This window comes from Herbaspirillum sp. alder98, assembly GCF_020179755.1.
In the GTDB taxonomy this organism is placed as follows: domain Bacteria; phylum Pseudomonadota; class Gammaproteobacteria; order Burkholderiales; family Burkholderiaceae_D; genus Herbaspirillum.
The window spans coordinates 284,564-298,522 of sequence record NZ_JAIUCY010000006.1 but is presented as its reverse complement, the minus strand read 5'-3'; the positions used below and the strand labels follow the sequence as shown (position 1 = coordinate 298,522).

Annotated in this window: 16 protein-coding genes; 15 read left to right on the top strand and 1 reads right to left on the bottom strand. The window is 64.4% G+C overall.

Features of this window, described 5'->3' with window-relative positions:
• The first annotated feature begins 259 nt into the window (after positions 1 to 259).
• The 4 genes from LBW87_RS16240 to LBW87_RS16225 all read left to right on the top strand — a co-directional run bounded on the left by LBW87_RS16240 (position 260) and on the right by LBW87_RS16225 (position 3,219).
• Positions 260 to 814, top strand: a complete 555-nt coding sequence (locus LBW87_RS16240; RefSeq protein ID WP_225202533.1) for a hypothetical protein — start codon at positions 260 to 262, stop codon at positions 812 to 814.
• Between the two features lie 52 nt (positions 815 to 866).
• Complete coding sequence (locus LBW87_RS16235; protein WP_225202532.1) at positions 867 to 1,022, top strand: hypothetical protein; 156 nt, start codon at positions 867 to 869, stop codon at positions 1,020 to 1,022.
• Between the two features lie 69 nt (positions 1,023 to 1,091).
• The gene (locus LBW87_RS16230; RefSeq protein WP_225202531.1) at positions 1,092 to 2,651 is read left to right on the top strand and encodes a class I SAM-dependent methyltransferase; all 1,560 of its coding nucleotides are present in this window, start codon (positions 1,092 to 1,094) and stop codon (positions 2,649 to 2,651) included.
• 142 nt (positions 2,652 to 2,793) lie between these two features.
• A complete protein-coding gene (locus LBW87_RS16225) occupies positions 2,794 to 3,219 on the top strand; it encodes a hypothetical protein (protein ID WP_225202530.1) in 426 nt (141 codons plus the stop codon).
• 21 nt (positions 3,220 to 3,240) lie between these two features.
• On the opposite strand, the gene LBW87_RS16220 is transcribed toward LBW87_RS16225, so the two are convergent.
• Positions 3,241 to 3,981, bottom strand: a complete 741-nt coding sequence (locus tag LBW87_RS16220) for an RNA polymerase sigma factor (protein ID WP_225202529.1) — start codon at positions 3,979 to 3,981, stop codon at positions 3,241 to 3,243.
• 242 nt (positions 3,982 to 4,223) lie between these two features.
• Here LBW87_RS16220 and LBW87_RS16215 point away from each other — a divergent pair, with 242 nt between their 5' ends.
• From LBW87_RS16215 to LBW87_RS16165, 11 genes are all read left to right on the top strand, one after another.
• Positions 4,224 to 5,261: a hypothetical protein gene (locus LBW87_RS16215; protein ID WP_225202528.1), complete on the top strand. Its 1,038-nt coding sequence runs from the start codon at positions 4,224 to 4,226 to the stop codon at positions 5,259 to 5,261.
• A complete protein-coding gene (locus LBW87_RS16210; protein WP_225202527.1) occupies positions 5,258 to 5,620 on the top strand; it encodes a hypothetical protein in 363 nt (120 codons plus the stop codon). The genes LBW87_RS16215 and LBW87_RS16210 overlap by 4 nt, the downstream gene beginning before the upstream one ends.
• A gap of 64 nt (positions 5,621 to 5,684) precedes the next feature.
• Positions 5,685 to 6,011: a hypothetical protein gene (locus tag LBW87_RS16205; RefSeq protein ID WP_225202526.1), complete on the top strand. Its 327-nt coding sequence runs from the start codon at positions 5,685 to 5,687 to the stop codon at positions 6,009 to 6,011.
• Positions 6,008 to 6,463 (top strand): hypothetical protein, encoded by a 456-nt coding sequence (locus LBW87_RS16200; RefSeq protein WP_225202525.1) that lies wholly within the window; start codon positions 6,008 to 6,010, stop codon positions 6,461 to 6,463. Before LBW87_RS16205 ends, LBW87_RS16200 begins: the two co-directional genes overlap by 4 nt.
• Positions 6,441 to 6,779 (top strand): hypothetical protein, encoded by a 339-nt coding sequence (locus LBW87_RS16195; RefSeq protein WP_225202524.1) that lies wholly within the window; start codon positions 6,441 to 6,443, stop codon positions 6,777 to 6,779. The genes LBW87_RS16200 and LBW87_RS16195 overlap by 23 nt, the downstream gene beginning before the upstream one ends.
• Entirely contained in the window at positions 6,776 to 8,863 is a 2,088-nt protein-coding gene (gene sctV / locus LBW87_RS16190; RefSeq protein ID WP_225202523.1) for a type III secretion system export apparatus subunit SctV, read from the top strand. The genes LBW87_RS16195 and sctV overlap by 4 nt, the downstream gene beginning before the upstream one ends.
• Before the next feature lie 231 nt (positions 8,864 to 9,094).
• On the top strand, positions 9,095 to 10,396 hold the full coding sequence (locus tag LBW87_RS16185; RefSeq protein ID WP_225202522.1) for a hypothetical protein: 1,302 nt from the start codon (positions 9,095 to 9,097) through the stop codon (positions 10,394 to 10,396).
• Between the two features lie 116 nt (positions 10,397 to 10,512).
• A complete protein-coding gene (locus LBW87_RS16180; RefSeq protein WP_225202521.1) occupies positions 10,513 to 10,944 on the top strand; it encodes a hypothetical protein in 432 nt (143 codons plus the stop codon).
• Positions 10,945 to 11,023: 79 nt separating this feature from the next.
• Positions 11,024 to 12,091 carry an FHA domain-containing protein gene (locus LBW87_RS16175; protein ID WP_225202520.1) on the top strand — a complete coding sequence of 356 codons (1,068 nt, stop codon included), beginning with the start codon at positions 11,024 to 11,026 and terminating at the stop codon, positions 12,089 to 12,091.
• Positions 12,085 to 13,467 carry a FliI/YscN family ATPase gene (locus tag LBW87_RS16170; RefSeq protein WP_225202519.1) on the top strand — a complete coding sequence of 461 codons (1,383 nt, stop codon included), beginning with the start codon at positions 12,085 to 12,087 and terminating at the stop codon, positions 13,465 to 13,467. Before LBW87_RS16175 ends, LBW87_RS16170 begins: the two co-directional genes overlap by 7 nt.
• On the top strand, positions 13,464 to 13,958 hold the full coding sequence (locus tag LBW87_RS16165; RefSeq protein ID WP_225202518.1) for a hypothetical protein: 495 nt from the start codon (positions 13,464 to 13,466) through the stop codon (positions 13,956 to 13,958). The genes LBW87_RS16170 and LBW87_RS16165 overlap by 4 nt, the downstream gene beginning before the upstream one ends.
• Position 13,959: the final 1 nt, after the last annotated feature.

Here is a 13,959-nt window from a genome sequence, read left to right as displayed (position 1 = left end):
CCGACAAGAACGGCAAGGAGCAAAAGGCCGATCCTGAAGTGCAGAAGGCCGCGCAGACCTACATGGCCCACGGCGGTGAATTGTACAAGCGGGTCGAATCCGCCACCGATGGTGAGAGCGACGGCAAGCTGGGTCGTGGCGATCCGGACAAGGCCTTGGACAAGGGCCGTCTGTAAGCCCCGGCCGGTTTTAACCGAGCAGGCGCGGTCCGGCCGTAGTGCAGGCCGGATCGCGCCGCAGCAAGCAATAGAGGATGACCATGAGAATCAACCCCGGCTTCGATCCCTCCAGGACACATGGCCTGGCAGAGCTGATGCGGGAGCACGACCAGCTGCTCGACAGCTATGCCGCAAGGCCGGCGCCGCCGCCGGCGACCAGCTATCTCGATGCCAAAGCGACGCCATCGGCCACCATGGCGCCAGGTCGGCGCCCAGGCTGGGCGCAGCCGCTGCGCAGTATCGGTCGCGCCAGGCCGTCGACCCCGTCCAGGGCGGCCCTGACCCGTGTGAACCACGCGGGCGAGCAGGACCTGGCGGCGACCGTGTTTCTCAATGGCGTGAGCGGTTACGTGCCGCCAATTCCCCGCGACGATCCGCAAGAAGCGCCATTGAAGACCGAAAAGACGCGCCAGGCCACCGTGGCCGATGTGGCACGCGATGAACAGAAGAAAGCCGCCAGTGCACAGAACTATGCGCCGGCGGCGAGCCCGAGTTCGCCGAACTCGGCCCGTTATCAGTTTTTGCTGCGCTCCCGCATGATCCTTAACCTGGGCTTGCCGGAGATCTATCTGGGCATACCGGTCCGGCTCGCCTGAGCGCACCGAATTGTTCGCAGCACGTCATTTTCCATAAGAAAGGTAAGACGCCATGAAAAACGCTTACGGCCTGGATGAGGAAGGCTATTTCGAGAAAGCATCGTCGTCGCGCAGGCCAGAACGTCGCAGCGCACAGCAGGCAATGATGCATGCCGACCTGGATGAGAACTTCCAGTGGCATCGCATCCGCCGCATGTCGCGCAAGTAGGCATCACATCGACCGACACCGCTGCCGTACACAAGGGAGGCGGCAGCCATCACGCTGGAGGAGCGCGCAGTGGAGTTCAACGACAGTTACGAGAAGGGGCTGGACTATGTGCCGACCTTCGCCATGGAGCAAGGCCCCACTCACCTGAACTTTGCCTGCGTTTCGTATGGCATCGAGCCGGTGCCGCTCGACCAGCCGTTTACCTACATGGAGCTGGGCTGTGGATTGGGCCTGATGGCCAACGTGTACGCGGCGGCCAATCCGCACGGAAAATTCTTCGCGGTCGACTTCATGCCCTCGCACGTAAAGGCAGCCCAGGAAATGGCCGAGGGCGCGCAACTGGATAATCTGACCGTGCTTGAGGCGAGCTTCAAGGAAATGGCCGAAGGCCGGATCGCGTTGCCGCAGTTCGACTACGTGACCATGTACGGCATCTACAGCTGGGTCGATAGCGTCAATCGCGGCTATATCGTGCAATTCCTGCGTCGCTACCTCAAGCCGGGCGGCGTGGTGTATGTCAACTACAACGCCATGCCGGGCTGGACCGCATCGCTCTCGCTGCGCCGGCTGCTGCGCGAGGCGGCGCGCAACCAGCAGGTCTGCACCAAGGACAAGCTGGCCCGTGGGCGCGAACTGGTACAAGGCCTGGTCGACGTCAAGGCCCGCTTCTTCACCCAGATCCAGTCGCGCCAGCTGGACTATCGCTTGCAGAACCTGCGCAATACCGCCGACGACAACTATCACGCCCATGAGTATCTGCACGACGGGGCCGATCCCATGTATTCGATCGATGTGATGCGCGAGATGGCCGGCGCCAAGCTCGACTTCGCCGGGTCGGCGCTGTTGAGCAGCCAGTATCACGACATCAACATGAGCCGCGCGCAGCAGGATTTCCTGGCGACCATTTCCGACCCGGGCTTGCGCGAACTGGCCTGTGATCATATCTGCAACACCCCGTTCCGCCAGGATATCTTCGTGCGCGGCGCCCGGCGCATGACCCCGGCACGCAGGCGCCAGTGGCTGGAGCGCTGCGGGCTGGCGCTGACCATTCCGGTGTCGCAGGTGACACCGCTGCTGGCGTTCGCGGCAGGAAAATTCGAAGTCGACCATGCGCTCTACCATCCGGTCATGCAGGCGCTGCGTGAGCGGCCGCATTCGTTGCTGGAGCTGGCGGCCTTGCCCGAGCTGCGGCGCCAGGGAGCCGGTTTCGATGAGGTGGTGCGCCTGGCTTCGCTGCTGCACGAGTCCGAACAATGCGCCATCTTCTTTCTCAGCGCCGCTGGTGCCGACCGGCGCCCGGCCGAGCGCCTGAACCGCCTGCTGGCGGCTGCCGCCCGCGAATCGGATGCGTTCCAGGTGCTGGCTTCGCCGCTGCTGGGCGGCGGCTTGCGCTCCGGGCTGTGCCAGCGCATCGCCTATGACCAGATCCTGCACAACAGCGTGGCGCATGGCAGCTGGGTAGCGCCGATGGCGCAGGCCATGCGGCGCGGCAAGCCGGCGCAGGAGCAGGAGCAGGAGCAAGACCTGGGCGTGGCCGTGGCCGACATCGCCCAGGGCATCATGGAGCAACGCTGGCCAATCTGGAAAAGCCTCAACATGGCGCCGCAACCTTTAACCGACATGGGGTAATCGCGTGACTAGCAGCTTGAATTTTCTCGTAAATTGGGAAGCCGGCCTGAAAGGGCCGTTTTCATTGGTAGAATCGTCGGCCACATTGCGCGCTTCGGCGCGCAACAACGCCTATTGCGCACAATCAGACAGGATCGCGATCTTGCAAGACGAACAAGACGACATTTCCGGCCAGGAGGTCAAGCAACTGCTGCTGGACCTGATGCGCTATTCGGGGCAGCAGGCCGCGGCGCGGCCGGCGCTGGAACTGCAGATCGGTGACATCCTCACCCGTACTTCGGTGGAGCCGGCCGGCATTGATCTTTATCTGTCGGTGACCGGGCTGCTGCCGCCGTGCGATGCGCCGATGACGGCCTCGATGGCGCCGCTGGCGGCGTTGAGCGACGAGCGCCCTGACAGCTGCGATTTCCTGTGGCACGCCGATGAAGGCCGCTATGTGCTGGTGCGCAAGATCGCCTTGCGTAGCTTGACCGACGAGCGCGGTGTGATGGATGAAATTCTCAATACGGCCGATCTCGCCACGCGTTGTTTCGACGAGATCCGGCCCAAGTCGCCGCCGCGCCGCTAAGCCGGCGCAGCGGCTGCGCCATCAGCGGCGCGACGAATTCGTGGCTGTGCCGGAAGAACGCTTGGCAGATACGGGGCTGTTGCCGTATTCATTGCGCACGGCGGCGCGCACGCGGGAGACGCGGGAACGCACGGTGCCGATCGGGATACTCAGTTGTTGCGCGGCTTCTTCGTAGGTGGCGTCACCATCGAGCACGGCTTCGAAGGTGTTGCGGATCTGCGGCGACAGTTCGCTCAGCAAGTCGTCCACCTTCTGCGCAATCTGCCGCAATTCATAAGCCATGGCCGGGTCGGCGCTGGCATCGACCAGTTGTTCCATGAAATTCTCGTCGACCATCTCGTAGCGATCGGCGGTGTTGCGGCGCACCTGGTTGCGCGCCAGGTTCAGGGCGATGCCGAACAGCCAGGTCGATGGCTTGGACAGGCCGGAAAACCGGTGCGCGCATTTCATGGCTTCGATAAAGGTGTTCTGCACCACGTCCTCGGCATCTTCGTGGCTGCCCACGTAACGTTGCACGAAGCGGAGCAGGTGGGTGCGGTGCTGGGTATAGAGCGCCACCACGTCGATCTGCACGGCCTGCGGCGCTGGTGCGGCATCGGCTGGCTCGTCGGCGGCGGCGTGCTGATCGTGCTCCGGGCTGTCCTGCGATTGATCTGCCTGCAAGTCGTCATCGTGCGGGTCGCTTTCATCGGCGACCAGGTCGGCGGCGAAGACGTGGTGGGATTCGAGCGTGATCGCTTGGGCTTCAAATACGGCTTGCATGGCATTCTCCTTGGGTGAAACACCGGTGTTGGTTGAGTGCGCAAGGTGTTTTTCCGTCCTGCGCTGATCTGAGTTGGACGCAAGATATCAGCGGGATCGGCGGTCGTGATCATTCTTTGAACATTGGTGAGACATTGAACAATGTTGAGGAATTATCGGATTCCGCCTGGAACCGTCTGAGCGCTGTTTTTAGGTGATGCCGGTAGGTGGAACCGCTCGCCTGGCGCATGCCACCCAAGGCCATGAACTCGTCCATCAAGGGATCTCCCAATAATCTTCCGCTGGAACAGCCTCCGGTCGTTCCGCTGCCGCCGCGCGTCAACGCCAATCTGAAACATCATCAGCCGCTGAAGAGTCAGGCGCAGATGTTCAATGACATCGAGACCGTGCTGCAGGAAACACTGGAATCCTTCAAGGCGCGCAGCGGCACGCGGGTACTGCATCATCTGAAGCAGGCGTTGCAGGACCGCCCGCGCACGGTGGTGGCGCGCCAGCCGCAGTCGCAATCGCAAAAGCCCGGGGCCAACGCCAAGCGCGGTGGCAGCGCGTCGCGCGGCAACGAGGCGCAGCGTGAAAGAAACGAGCACAGCGAACCGGTGCAGGCGCTGGACAAGGCCGTACTCAACGAGGTGTTCGGCCTCAATGGCGACCTGGTGGCCGAGAATCTGGCGATCCTGATCGCCGGTCTGGGGCAGTCACGCCACAAGGACCGCGAGACGCGCGACCGGCTGCAGCAAAAGCTGCTGCAAGAGCAGGAGCTGGTGCTGCATGCAGTCAATCTGTTGCTGCAGACGCGCGAACGCGTCAAGGATTCGCCCAGCGAGGACCGGGCCAAGGACATGAAGGTGGTCAATGCCACCGGCCAGATCATGGGCGAGATCTTCGGCACCCGCTTCTCGCACATCCGCGAAGAACTGGCGCGGGACCCCGACATGCCGTCGACCCAGGCGATCGAAGCCGAGAAAGCGCCGGTGGACTTGCGCGAGATGCGCTACGTGATCGGCGCCAACCGCAACATCTCGATCGATGTGTTCCTGTCGACTCTGACCATCGCCCGCTCGGTGGCGCGCAATTTTCCGGGATTCATCAATGACGCGCTCGACGTGCTGAGCAGCCACATGGTCGGCTCGATCCTGATGCGCAAGGAGATGCGCGAGCACCCCGAACGCAGCATGGGGTTGTATGCGCAATCGATGGACGATGGCAAGGGCTTCAAGCTGGTGCGCTCGGCCCTCAGGATCGCCGATGAACTGGTCAACAAACTTACACGCATCCTATGAAAGTCAAAGCCGATAGTGTCGAAGCCATGCTGATCCTGGTGACTGCCGCCGAGACCGGATGGGGCAAGGGCAAGGTGGCCCAGCTCATGGCGCAGCTGGTGGATATGTCCGAAGCCGACAAGGATGCGCGCGCGCATGCCTATCGGGAGGTGCGCAACGCGATCTCGCAGCTGCCGCTGGCGCTATGGCCGCAGGACAAGCTGTCGGCGCGGCGCGAGCTGCTCGATGAGTTGAGCCGGCAGATCACACTGCTGCAGGACCGGATGTCCAACCATCCGACCCTGGCCGAGTTGCGCGAGCAGGAGTGGCGCGCCACGCTGGCCGGTTCGATGCGCCGCGCCCATGCACCCGGTACTTGAAGGCGGTCGACGCGGCAAGTCCCGGGATGATCCGAATCAACGATGACGCAGGGGGAACAGCTTCATGAACGACTTGATAGTCAAGCTTATCGCCAAGGCGCGCTTGCAGAACACGGTTGCCCTGTGCGACCTGGACGGCGGTCTGCATGTCTTCGCCTATCCGCTCGAGTACTGCATGCTGGTGGGTCTGGGCGTGGGCGCGGATGCGCCTATGCACGCCAGCGACCTGCTGCGGCGGCGTGCCGCCGATCCGCGCCGCTTCGCCGGCTGGCTGCCGGCGCTGTTCAACGACGGCAGCCTGTATGTGGTGCGCCGCCTCAGCTCGGACGAGGAAGAGGGCGGGGAACTGCTCGATGGCCAGCTTGAACTGGGCCGGGAGCTGCTCAATTGATCCAGTCCGCCTCCAGCGCCGGCAGCGTCCGGCCGCTCCCGTCAGAGCCGGGCGAACTGGCCGAGATACATAGCGTCGGCCAGGTCGCGCAGCTTCCCAAGTCACGTCCACAGCTGACGCCGGGCGAAGAAGCCGCCTCGCTGCCGGCACCGGGACTGCCCGTCGATCCGCTGCAGGCAGTGGTCAAGCAATGCCTGGGCGCGGCCGCCACGTTCGACAATCCAGTCTGGCGTGGCGACCCGATCCCGGTCATGCGCAGCCTGCAACGCCTGCTGGTGGCGCATTCGCTGACGCTGGAAGAAGGCGCGGCGCGCATGCCCATGATGAGCGCCCTGAAACTGGTTGAAAGCGCAGTACAGATGCGTTTGCGGCTGCAGCAGATGCGGCGCAGCGATGCCGATCCCGAAACCCCACCACCGGAGCAGGACGATGCGCAAGAAAAGGCAGCATGAAGGAGCGCAGCCCGAGCTGCTGGCGGCGACCGGCCTGGTCTGGGGGCATCTGAATGCCTATCAGTATGAACAGGCCTACCAGCTTGCAGTCGGTTGCCAGCAGCTATGGCCGGCGGACGAAAACTTGCAGCTGATGCGCGACCTGGCCGCCGCCGAGGTGCTGGAGCCGGTCGACACCGGGCGTCTGCACGCCATGCGCACGCCCGTCAACAGTGCCTGGATCGACCTGGTGCTGCGGCGGCTTGATTATCACACCACAGCCGCGCCGATCACGGCGTCACAGGCCGCTACAACAACCAGGGGGGAACGCAAATGAAAGCCATCGGCATCGTCACGCTGCTCAACAAGGTCGCCATGCGTGTCGGCCAGCGGGCCGAACTGCTGGCCGCGGCACTGGTCATCGGGATCGTCTTCATGCTGGTGCTGCCGATGCCGATCTGGCTGCTGGACATGCTGATCGCCTTCAGCCTGTGCGCATCCGGCCTGATCGTCATCGTCGCCATGTACATGCCAGGGCCCACGGCATTTTCGACCTTTCCTGCGGTGCTGCTGCTGACCACGCTGTTCCGGCTGGCGATTTCGGTGTCGACCACCCGCCTGATCCTGCTCGACGCCGATGCCGGACACATCGTGGAGACCTTCGGCAACTTCGTGGTGGGCGGCAACCTGGTGGTGGGGCTGGTGATCTTCCTGATCCTGACGGTGGTGCAGTTCATCGTCATCACCAAGGGCTCGGAACGGGTGTCGGAAGTGTCGGCGCGCTTCTCGCTGGACGCCATGCCGGGCAAGCAGATGTCGATCGACAGCGACTTGCGCGCCGGCATCCTGACCGCCGAGGAAGCCAAGGCCAAGCGCGCGCACCTGGGCATGGAAAGCCAGTTGCACGGCGCCATGGACGGCGCCATGAAGTTCGTCAAGGGCGATGCCATCGCCGGCCTTTGCATCGTCGCCATCAACCTGATCGGCGGTATATCGATCGGCATCGTGCAGCGCGGCATGGAAGCTGGCCAGGCGATGCAGGTCTATTCGATCCTATCCATCGGCGATGCGCTGATCGCCCAGATTCCGGCGCTGCTGATCTCGCTGGGCGCGGGCATCATCACCACCCGCGTCGGTGACGGCGGCGACGACGGCGAGACCAACATCGGCCGCGATATCGCCGGTGAACTGTTCGGCGAACCCAAGGCGCTGCTCACGGCGGCCGGGATCATGCTGCTGTTCGGGCTGATTCCGGGCATGCCCACCCTGATCTTCGTGAGCCTGGCGGTCGGCCTGGCGGTGGGCGGGGTGGTGGGCTTGCTCAAGCCCCTGGCCGACGCCGAGATGGCGCGCCAGTCGGAAGAACAGGAGCGCCAGAACGCCGGCATTGTCGATCTCACCAACTTCGCGGCCACCACGCCGTTCATCCTGCGCCTGCCGAGCGCCATGCAGGAAACCCCGGAAGCCGAGCAGATCCGCACGGCGGTGCGCCAGATGCGCAATGCGATCCTGGAAAAGCGTGGCATTCCCGACCTGAAGCCGATCGAGTTCGAATTCGAGGATTCGGTGCCGGAAGGGCGGGTGCTGTTCATGATGTCCGAGGTGCCGCTGGTCGACGCCGACATCATGCTGGGCTGGAGCGCCACGCGCGAACCGTTGGAACGGGTGCAGGAACTGGGCTTCCAGGGGTTCGAGCGCAACATTCCCGGTTCGCGCCGGCGCCGGGTCTGGATCAAGGTCGACGATCCGGTCAAGCTGCTCGACGCCGGCGTGCTGGCCGAGCCCTGGGAAAAGGTATTCGCCGCCGACGTCGAGGTCGAGATGTTGCGCAACTGCCAGATGTTCGTCGGCGTCAACGAGGTGATCCGCTTCACGCGCTGGGCCGAGCGCCGCTATCCGGAGCTGGGCAAGGAAGTGGTCAAGACCGTCACCCTGCCGCGCCTGACCGAAGTGGTGCAACGCCTCACGCGCGAAGGCGTGTCGCTGCGCAATGCGCGGCTGCTGCTGGAAACGACGCTCGACTGGGCGCCCAAGGAGCGCGATCCCGACGTCATCGCCGATTATGTGCGGCTGGCGTTCAAGCGCCAGCTCTGTTTCGAAGCTTCGCGTGACGGACTGATCGAAGTGATCCTGCTGTCGCCCGAGCTGGAAGACCAACTGCGCAACGCCATGCGCCAGACCAGCCAGGGCAGTTACCTGGACATCGATTCCGAACTCGAGCAGATGATCCTGGACCGCTTGAACGAGCTGTCGACCAACGTCAGCACGCCCATCGTGCCGCCGGTGCTGGTGACGGCGGCCGACATCCGGCGCTCGGTGCGCAAGCTTATCGAGGAAGAATTCTTTCCGGTGCCGGTGTTCGCCTTTTCCGAGCTGACCCAGCACACCAAGGTCAAGCCGGTGGGCATGATCGAAGTCTGAAGAATTGCCTGGCTTCAAGGAACCGGCGCCGGGCCAGCGACATATATTCATCAGATATAAGCCATCGGGCCGCCGCGCAAGTTCGCATGACGGCCCCACACCGGGCGCAGCCCGGATCGAACGCCATTGCAGTCTGAACCGAACCCTTGAACATGACCAGACTGCGGATACGGCCCAGTCGATCGCATTGCGCGAACCTGGCCCGCTGCCGCAGTCCCCACGGAGAACACCATGACTAACCCACCCATCCCGCCCGGTGCGGGCTATTCACCGACCATCCATCCACAGGACTTCTACGAGCAGCAGCAAAGCGCGCCGCAGCCCCCACCAAGAAATCGCGGTAACGCGACCCTGGATACGGTGCATGAGCAGTATGGCGCCTGGGGCATCAAGCTGCATGAAGCCATTGACGACCTTGCCGACCATTTTTCTTACGTCCTTGGGCACAAGAACGCGGTCGAGCGGACCGGTTCGGCGCGTACGCCCGAGATGCAAGCTCACGTGGCCAAGCTGTCGGCGCTGATCATGGTCGAGTTGAAGGAATTCGCTCACCATGTCGCCCCTGGCCTGCACCGCATCGGCAGCAATTCTCAGCAACCCCAAGCGCATGGTCGCATGCACCGGCAGCCGCCAGCGTCGTTTCAACAAGCGGGTTCGCATGAGCATGAAGGCGAGTCGTCACGCCGTCACGCGCCGCCAGCACCGTCACATGACAATGCCGAGGCCCCGCGGACCACAGGATTCAACTTCGATGCGTTGTCGGAGGAAGAAAAACTGCAGGTGATGCCGTTCCTCCAGAAGGCTTCGCAAAGCACGATGAGCAACGCCAGGAAGAGCGTGCATTACCCGACGCCGAGCCAGGGCTGGCGGCGTAACCATCACATCAGCGAAGCGGAGAATCCCGAGGATGACGCGCGCGTCGACGCCGATGGTGCGCTGAGCGATAGCGACAACCAATCCTTCAAGGACCAGCCTATCGCGTCGCCCACAGGTCGCCAGGGCGCGCATGAAACCAATTTGCGCACGGTGCCGTCGTTCGATGAACTGTACGACGTGACTGAAGACGAGTCGACCCCCGTCGACCGCCGCAAGGCGCAATCGCCACCACGCACCCAGGGGCCGGCGCTGCCGCCCAGACAGCCATCCGCCGACTTGCAGGAGGACACCTCCGATGCGCCGGAAAACCGGCCGAAAATGCCGCCACGGCCCGCCGCGTCCACGGCTATGCCGATGAGCCGGGCGGCGAAACCGACGCCCACGCTGTCCGACTTTCCGCCGCCGCCGAGCGCGCCGCCATTCAGGGGCGTAACGCATCGACCCCAGGGACCCGCTGGCGAAAAAACATCGCAACTGCCGTCGAACCAGTCGGGGGGGATCAAACGCAAGGCCGTGCCGATGCCCCAGGTGTCGACGCAATCTGCGCCGCCGGACACGATACCTCCTCATATCAATGACTGGGTGCTCAAGGCCAACGATAACCAGCTCGAATTGCTCTTACGGACACTGAGCAAAAGACTGCGCAAGCCGGGGTAGGCCAGGCTTTGCCGATGACGCGATCCGGACCTGGCGTCATCGGCGTATTGCACTTGTTGTTGGTCCGGTTTTCGGCCCCGATTGATGTGCCATTTGATGCGACATGGAGCGTATAAATGAAATTACTTGCAAAAGAGCTGCAGCCTGTCCGTCCTGAGCCGCCGATGACTGCGGCACAGGCCAGGGAGATCATCGATCGCGCCAGCAAGGACGAACGCATGTCGGCAGAGCTGGACGCGCTGCGGCTGAAATGCTGCATGTTCATCGATAACCTGATGCGCGACGTCAACCTGGACCTGGCGGAAAAGCAGAAACGCATGCCGGCCTTGTTGAAAAGCCCGCAGCAGGCCCAGGATTCGCCGGCCTCGTTGCGCGCGGCCTCGCGCGACCGTGAGGCCATGGCGCGCAAGCGGCGCGAACTGGCCGAGGCGATGGTGCTGGGTGCCTTGTTCAACCTGGACAATCCGCAATGGGACCCACGCCAGCCCGGTGCCGCACCCCCCGAAGAAAACTTCCTGCTGGCCCTGATCAAGAGCGCGTTCAAGTAATCGATGGAACCGCAGCCGTCATACGCTCACTCAATGCCAGAGCCCTTGTGGGCGAACATGTTTCTGATGGAGCAAGATCATGCATGAACTGCGCATTCTGAACGGTTACCACCGCGGCGCCACGCTGCCGCTGCCGGAGCCGGGCGAGCGTAGCATCGGCGCCGACGAAGACGCCGACGTGGTGCTGGCCGATCCCGGCATCCTGGCGCGGCACGCCCGCTTTACCCTGGATGCCGATGGCTGGACGCTGGCGGCCGCCGACGGCGCCATTCGCGACGCCCATTCCAATGCCACGCCGCCGCAGCTGGCGCTGTCGTTCGGCGAGTTTGCCCGCGCCGACCACATCTGGCTGACCGTGGTGGACGACAACGCGCCGTGGAGCGATCCTCCGGCCGAGCCGCAAGACCCGCCAGCGGACAGCGCAGCGGCCGGGGATGAGGCGGCCGGGCCGGCCTCCGACGATCCGGCGGCGCCTGACGCCATCGCCGCCGCCGACCTGTTCGATCCTCATGAGGAACAGGCGCTGGACGCGGCGCAGGCCGAGGCGGCAAGCGAGACGGCCTCTGCCCACCCGGACACCGTTGCCGATGGCGGCGAGCGCAGCCGGCACGGTTATCGGCTGGTGCTGGTCGCTTTCGTGGCGGCCATCGCCTTGTCGGGCGCGGCCGCCTATGGCTTGACCAGCCATCCCGAGGTGCCTGCCAAGGAAGCGCTGGCGCAGCAGGCCGAACTCAAGCGCCTGGCATCCTTGCCGCGCCAGCTGCCGGCTGACGAATTGGAACTGGCGCTGCGCAAGCGGCTGGACCAGGTCGACCTGCTGAACCGGGTCACGCTTGATCTGGGGCCGCGTGAATGGATCATTCGCGGTGCGCTGGGCGAAGACGATGCCGAGCGGCTGCAGCGCATGCTGCGGGCGTTCGCCAAATCCTATGTGATCGATTTCCCGATCAGCGTCAAGATCGGCAATGCCGAATCGATGCTGCCGTTTCGCATCAGCCAGGTGATGACCGGCACCGATCCCAGCATCGTCACCGACGATGGCCGGCGGCTGTACGTGGGCGATGAATATCGCGGCGTGCGACTGGTGGCCGTGGCGGGCAACCAGCTCAAGTTTGCGGGCAAGCATGCGTTGAACGTGTCATGGTGAGCCCCTCTCCGGCGTTTGGCAACGAGGTCGGCGCGCGCCTGGCGCAACTGCGTGCGCGCGTGCCGGACTGGCAGGCCAGCCTGCCGCTGCGTCCCGGCTTTACCAGCCAGGGGCGGGTGGCGCAGGTGCTCGGCACGCTGATCGAGGCGCACATGCCGCCGGTGCAGATCGGCGAGCTGTGCAACCTGTTCAACCCGGAGCAGCCCGGCAAGACCATGCTGGCCGAGGTGGTGGGCTTTACCGAAAAGGCATCTATCCTGTCGGCCCTGAGCCCGCTGGAGGGGGTGTCGACCCGCACCGTGATCGAGCCGCTGCGGCGCGCCCATTCGATTGAAGTCGGCGACCATCTGTTCGGGTGCGTGCTCGATGGATTCGGGCGCTGGATGTTCCGCGCGCCCGCCGCCAGCGAGAACGTGGCCACCTGGAAAGCCATGTCGCCGGTCATTCGCGACGCCCCGGCGGCCACCAGCCGCCCGCGTATCTCGACACCATTGGCCACCGGCGTGCGCGCCATCGACGGCTTGCTGACCATGGGCATCGGCCAGCGTATCGGCGTTTTCGCCGGCCCGGGCTGCGGCAAGACCACGCTGATGGCCGCCATCGCCCGTGGCTGCCAGGCCGACGCCATCGTGTTCGGGCTGATCGGTGAACGCGGACGCGAACTCAACGAGTTCCTGGACCATGAGCTCGACGCCGAGCTGATCCGCAAGACGGTGGTGGTGTGCGCCACCTCGGACCGCACCTCCATGGAGCGCTCGCGTGCCGCCTTTACCGCCACCGCGATTGCCGAAGGTTTTCGTGACCGTGGCAAGAAGGTGCTGTTGCTGATCGATTCGCTGACCCGCTTTGCGCGCGCCCAGCGCGAGATCGGCCTGGCGGCGGGCGAGCCGCCGGCGCGCGGCGGCTTTACGCCGTCCGTCTACACCATGCTGCCGCGCCTCATCGAGCGCGCCGGCGGCACCCCGCAGGGATCGATCACCGCCATGTACACCGTGCTGGTGGATGGCGAATCGGCCTCAGACCCGATCGGCGACGAGGCCAAGTCGCTGCTCGACGGCCATATCCTGCTTACGCGCAAGTTGGCCGAGCAGGGCCATTATCCGGCCATCGACGTGCTGGCCAGCATCAGTCGCGTGATGAGCAACGTCACCACCCGCGAGCACCGCAAGGCGGCCTCGCATTTCCGCGAACTGATGTCGCGCTACCAGGAAATGGAGTTGCTCATCCGCCTGGGCGAATACAAATCCGGTACCGATCCGGTGGCCGACCGCGCGATGGCCTTGCGGCCCGAGCAATTGAGCTTCCTGCGCCAGGACACCAGCGCCAGTTCCGATTTCGAGCAGGCCATCGATACCCTGATGGGCATGGCGGAATGAGAGGCGGATTCGGCGCCAGGCCGGCCCGGCGCGAGGTGATCGACGTGCCCGAACCGCGTCGCCCGGACCGCCGGCTGGACCAGCTGCTGCACGTGCGCAAGCAACGCCTGAGCCGCCTGGAACGCGAGCGCAACGAGGCGCGCGCGCAATGGCGCGCACTGCGTGCCGAACTGACCCGCCAGAAACAGGCGGCGCGCCAGGCCAAGCTACGCGCGCATGAAGAGTGGCTGGCCGCGCGGTCATCCTTCTTCAGCATGAGCTTGACCAATGCCGAGTTCAGCCGCGCCAAGACCATCTACGAAAAGATGAAAATCCAGGCCGACGTGATGCACATCGAATGCCGCGCGCATGCGGCTCGCTGCCGCGCCTCGGGCGTCGAATTCTTCCTGGCCAGGCGCCGCGTGACCGACGCCAACAAGCAGCAGGAAAAGCTGGGCGTGCTGCGCGACGAAATGAAAGCGGCGCTGCTGGCCCAAAATGCGGAGGCATAAG

Excerpts from the sequence above, each read along its gene's own strand:
- LBW87_RS16170 (WP_225202519.1), top strand. The coding sequence starts at position 12,085 with ATGGTGAGCCCCTCTCCGGCGTTTGGCAACGAGGTCGGCGCGCGCCTG.
- LBW87_RS16220 (WP_225202529.1), bottom strand. The coding sequence starts at position 3,981 with ATGCAAGCCGTATTTGAAGCCCAAGCGATCACGCTCGAATCCCACCAC.
- LBW87_RS16175 (WP_225202520.1), top strand. The coding sequence starts at position 11,024 with ATGCATGAACTGCGCATTCTGAACGGTTACCACCGCGGCGCCACGCTG.
- LBW87_RS16165 (WP_225202518.1), top strand. The coding sequence starts at position 13,464 with ATGAGAGGCGGATTCGGCGCCAGGCCGGCCCGGCGCGAGGTGATCGAC.
- LBW87_RS16195 (WP_225202524.1), top strand. The coding sequence starts at position 6,441 with ATGCGCAAGAAAAGGCAGCATGAAGGAGCGCAGCCCGAGCTGCTGGCG.
- LBW87_RS16180 (WP_225202521.1), top strand. The coding sequence starts at position 10,513 with ATGAAATTACTTGCAAAAGAGCTGCAGCCTGTCCGTCCTGAGCCGCCG.
- LBW87_RS16240 (WP_225202533.1), top strand. The coding sequence starts at position 260 with ATGAGAATCAACCCCGGCTTCGATCCCTCCAGGACACATGGCCTGGCA.
- LBW87_RS16235 (WP_225202532.1), top strand. The coding sequence starts at position 867 with ATGAAAAACGCTTACGGCCTGGATGAGGAAGGCTATTTCGAGAAAGCA.
- LBW87_RS16210 (WP_225202527.1), top strand. The coding sequence starts at position 5,258 with ATGAAAGTCAAAGCCGATAGTGTCGAAGCCATGCTGATCCTGGTGACT.
- LBW87_RS16185 (WP_225202522.1), top strand. The coding sequence starts at position 9,095 with ATGACTAACCCACCCATCCCGCCCGGTGCGGGCTATTCACCGACCATC.
- LBW87_RS16205 (WP_225202526.1), top strand. The coding sequence starts at position 5,685 with ATGAACGACTTGATAGTCAAGCTTATCGCCAAGGCGCGCTTGCAGAAC.
- sctV (WP_225202523.1), top strand. The coding sequence starts at position 6,776 with ATGAAAGCCATCGGCATCGTCACGCTGCTCAACAAGGTCGCCATGCGT.
- LBW87_RS16215 (WP_225202528.1), top strand. The coding sequence starts at position 4,224 with ATGAACTCGTCCATCAAGGGATCTCCCAATAATCTTCCGCTGGAACAG.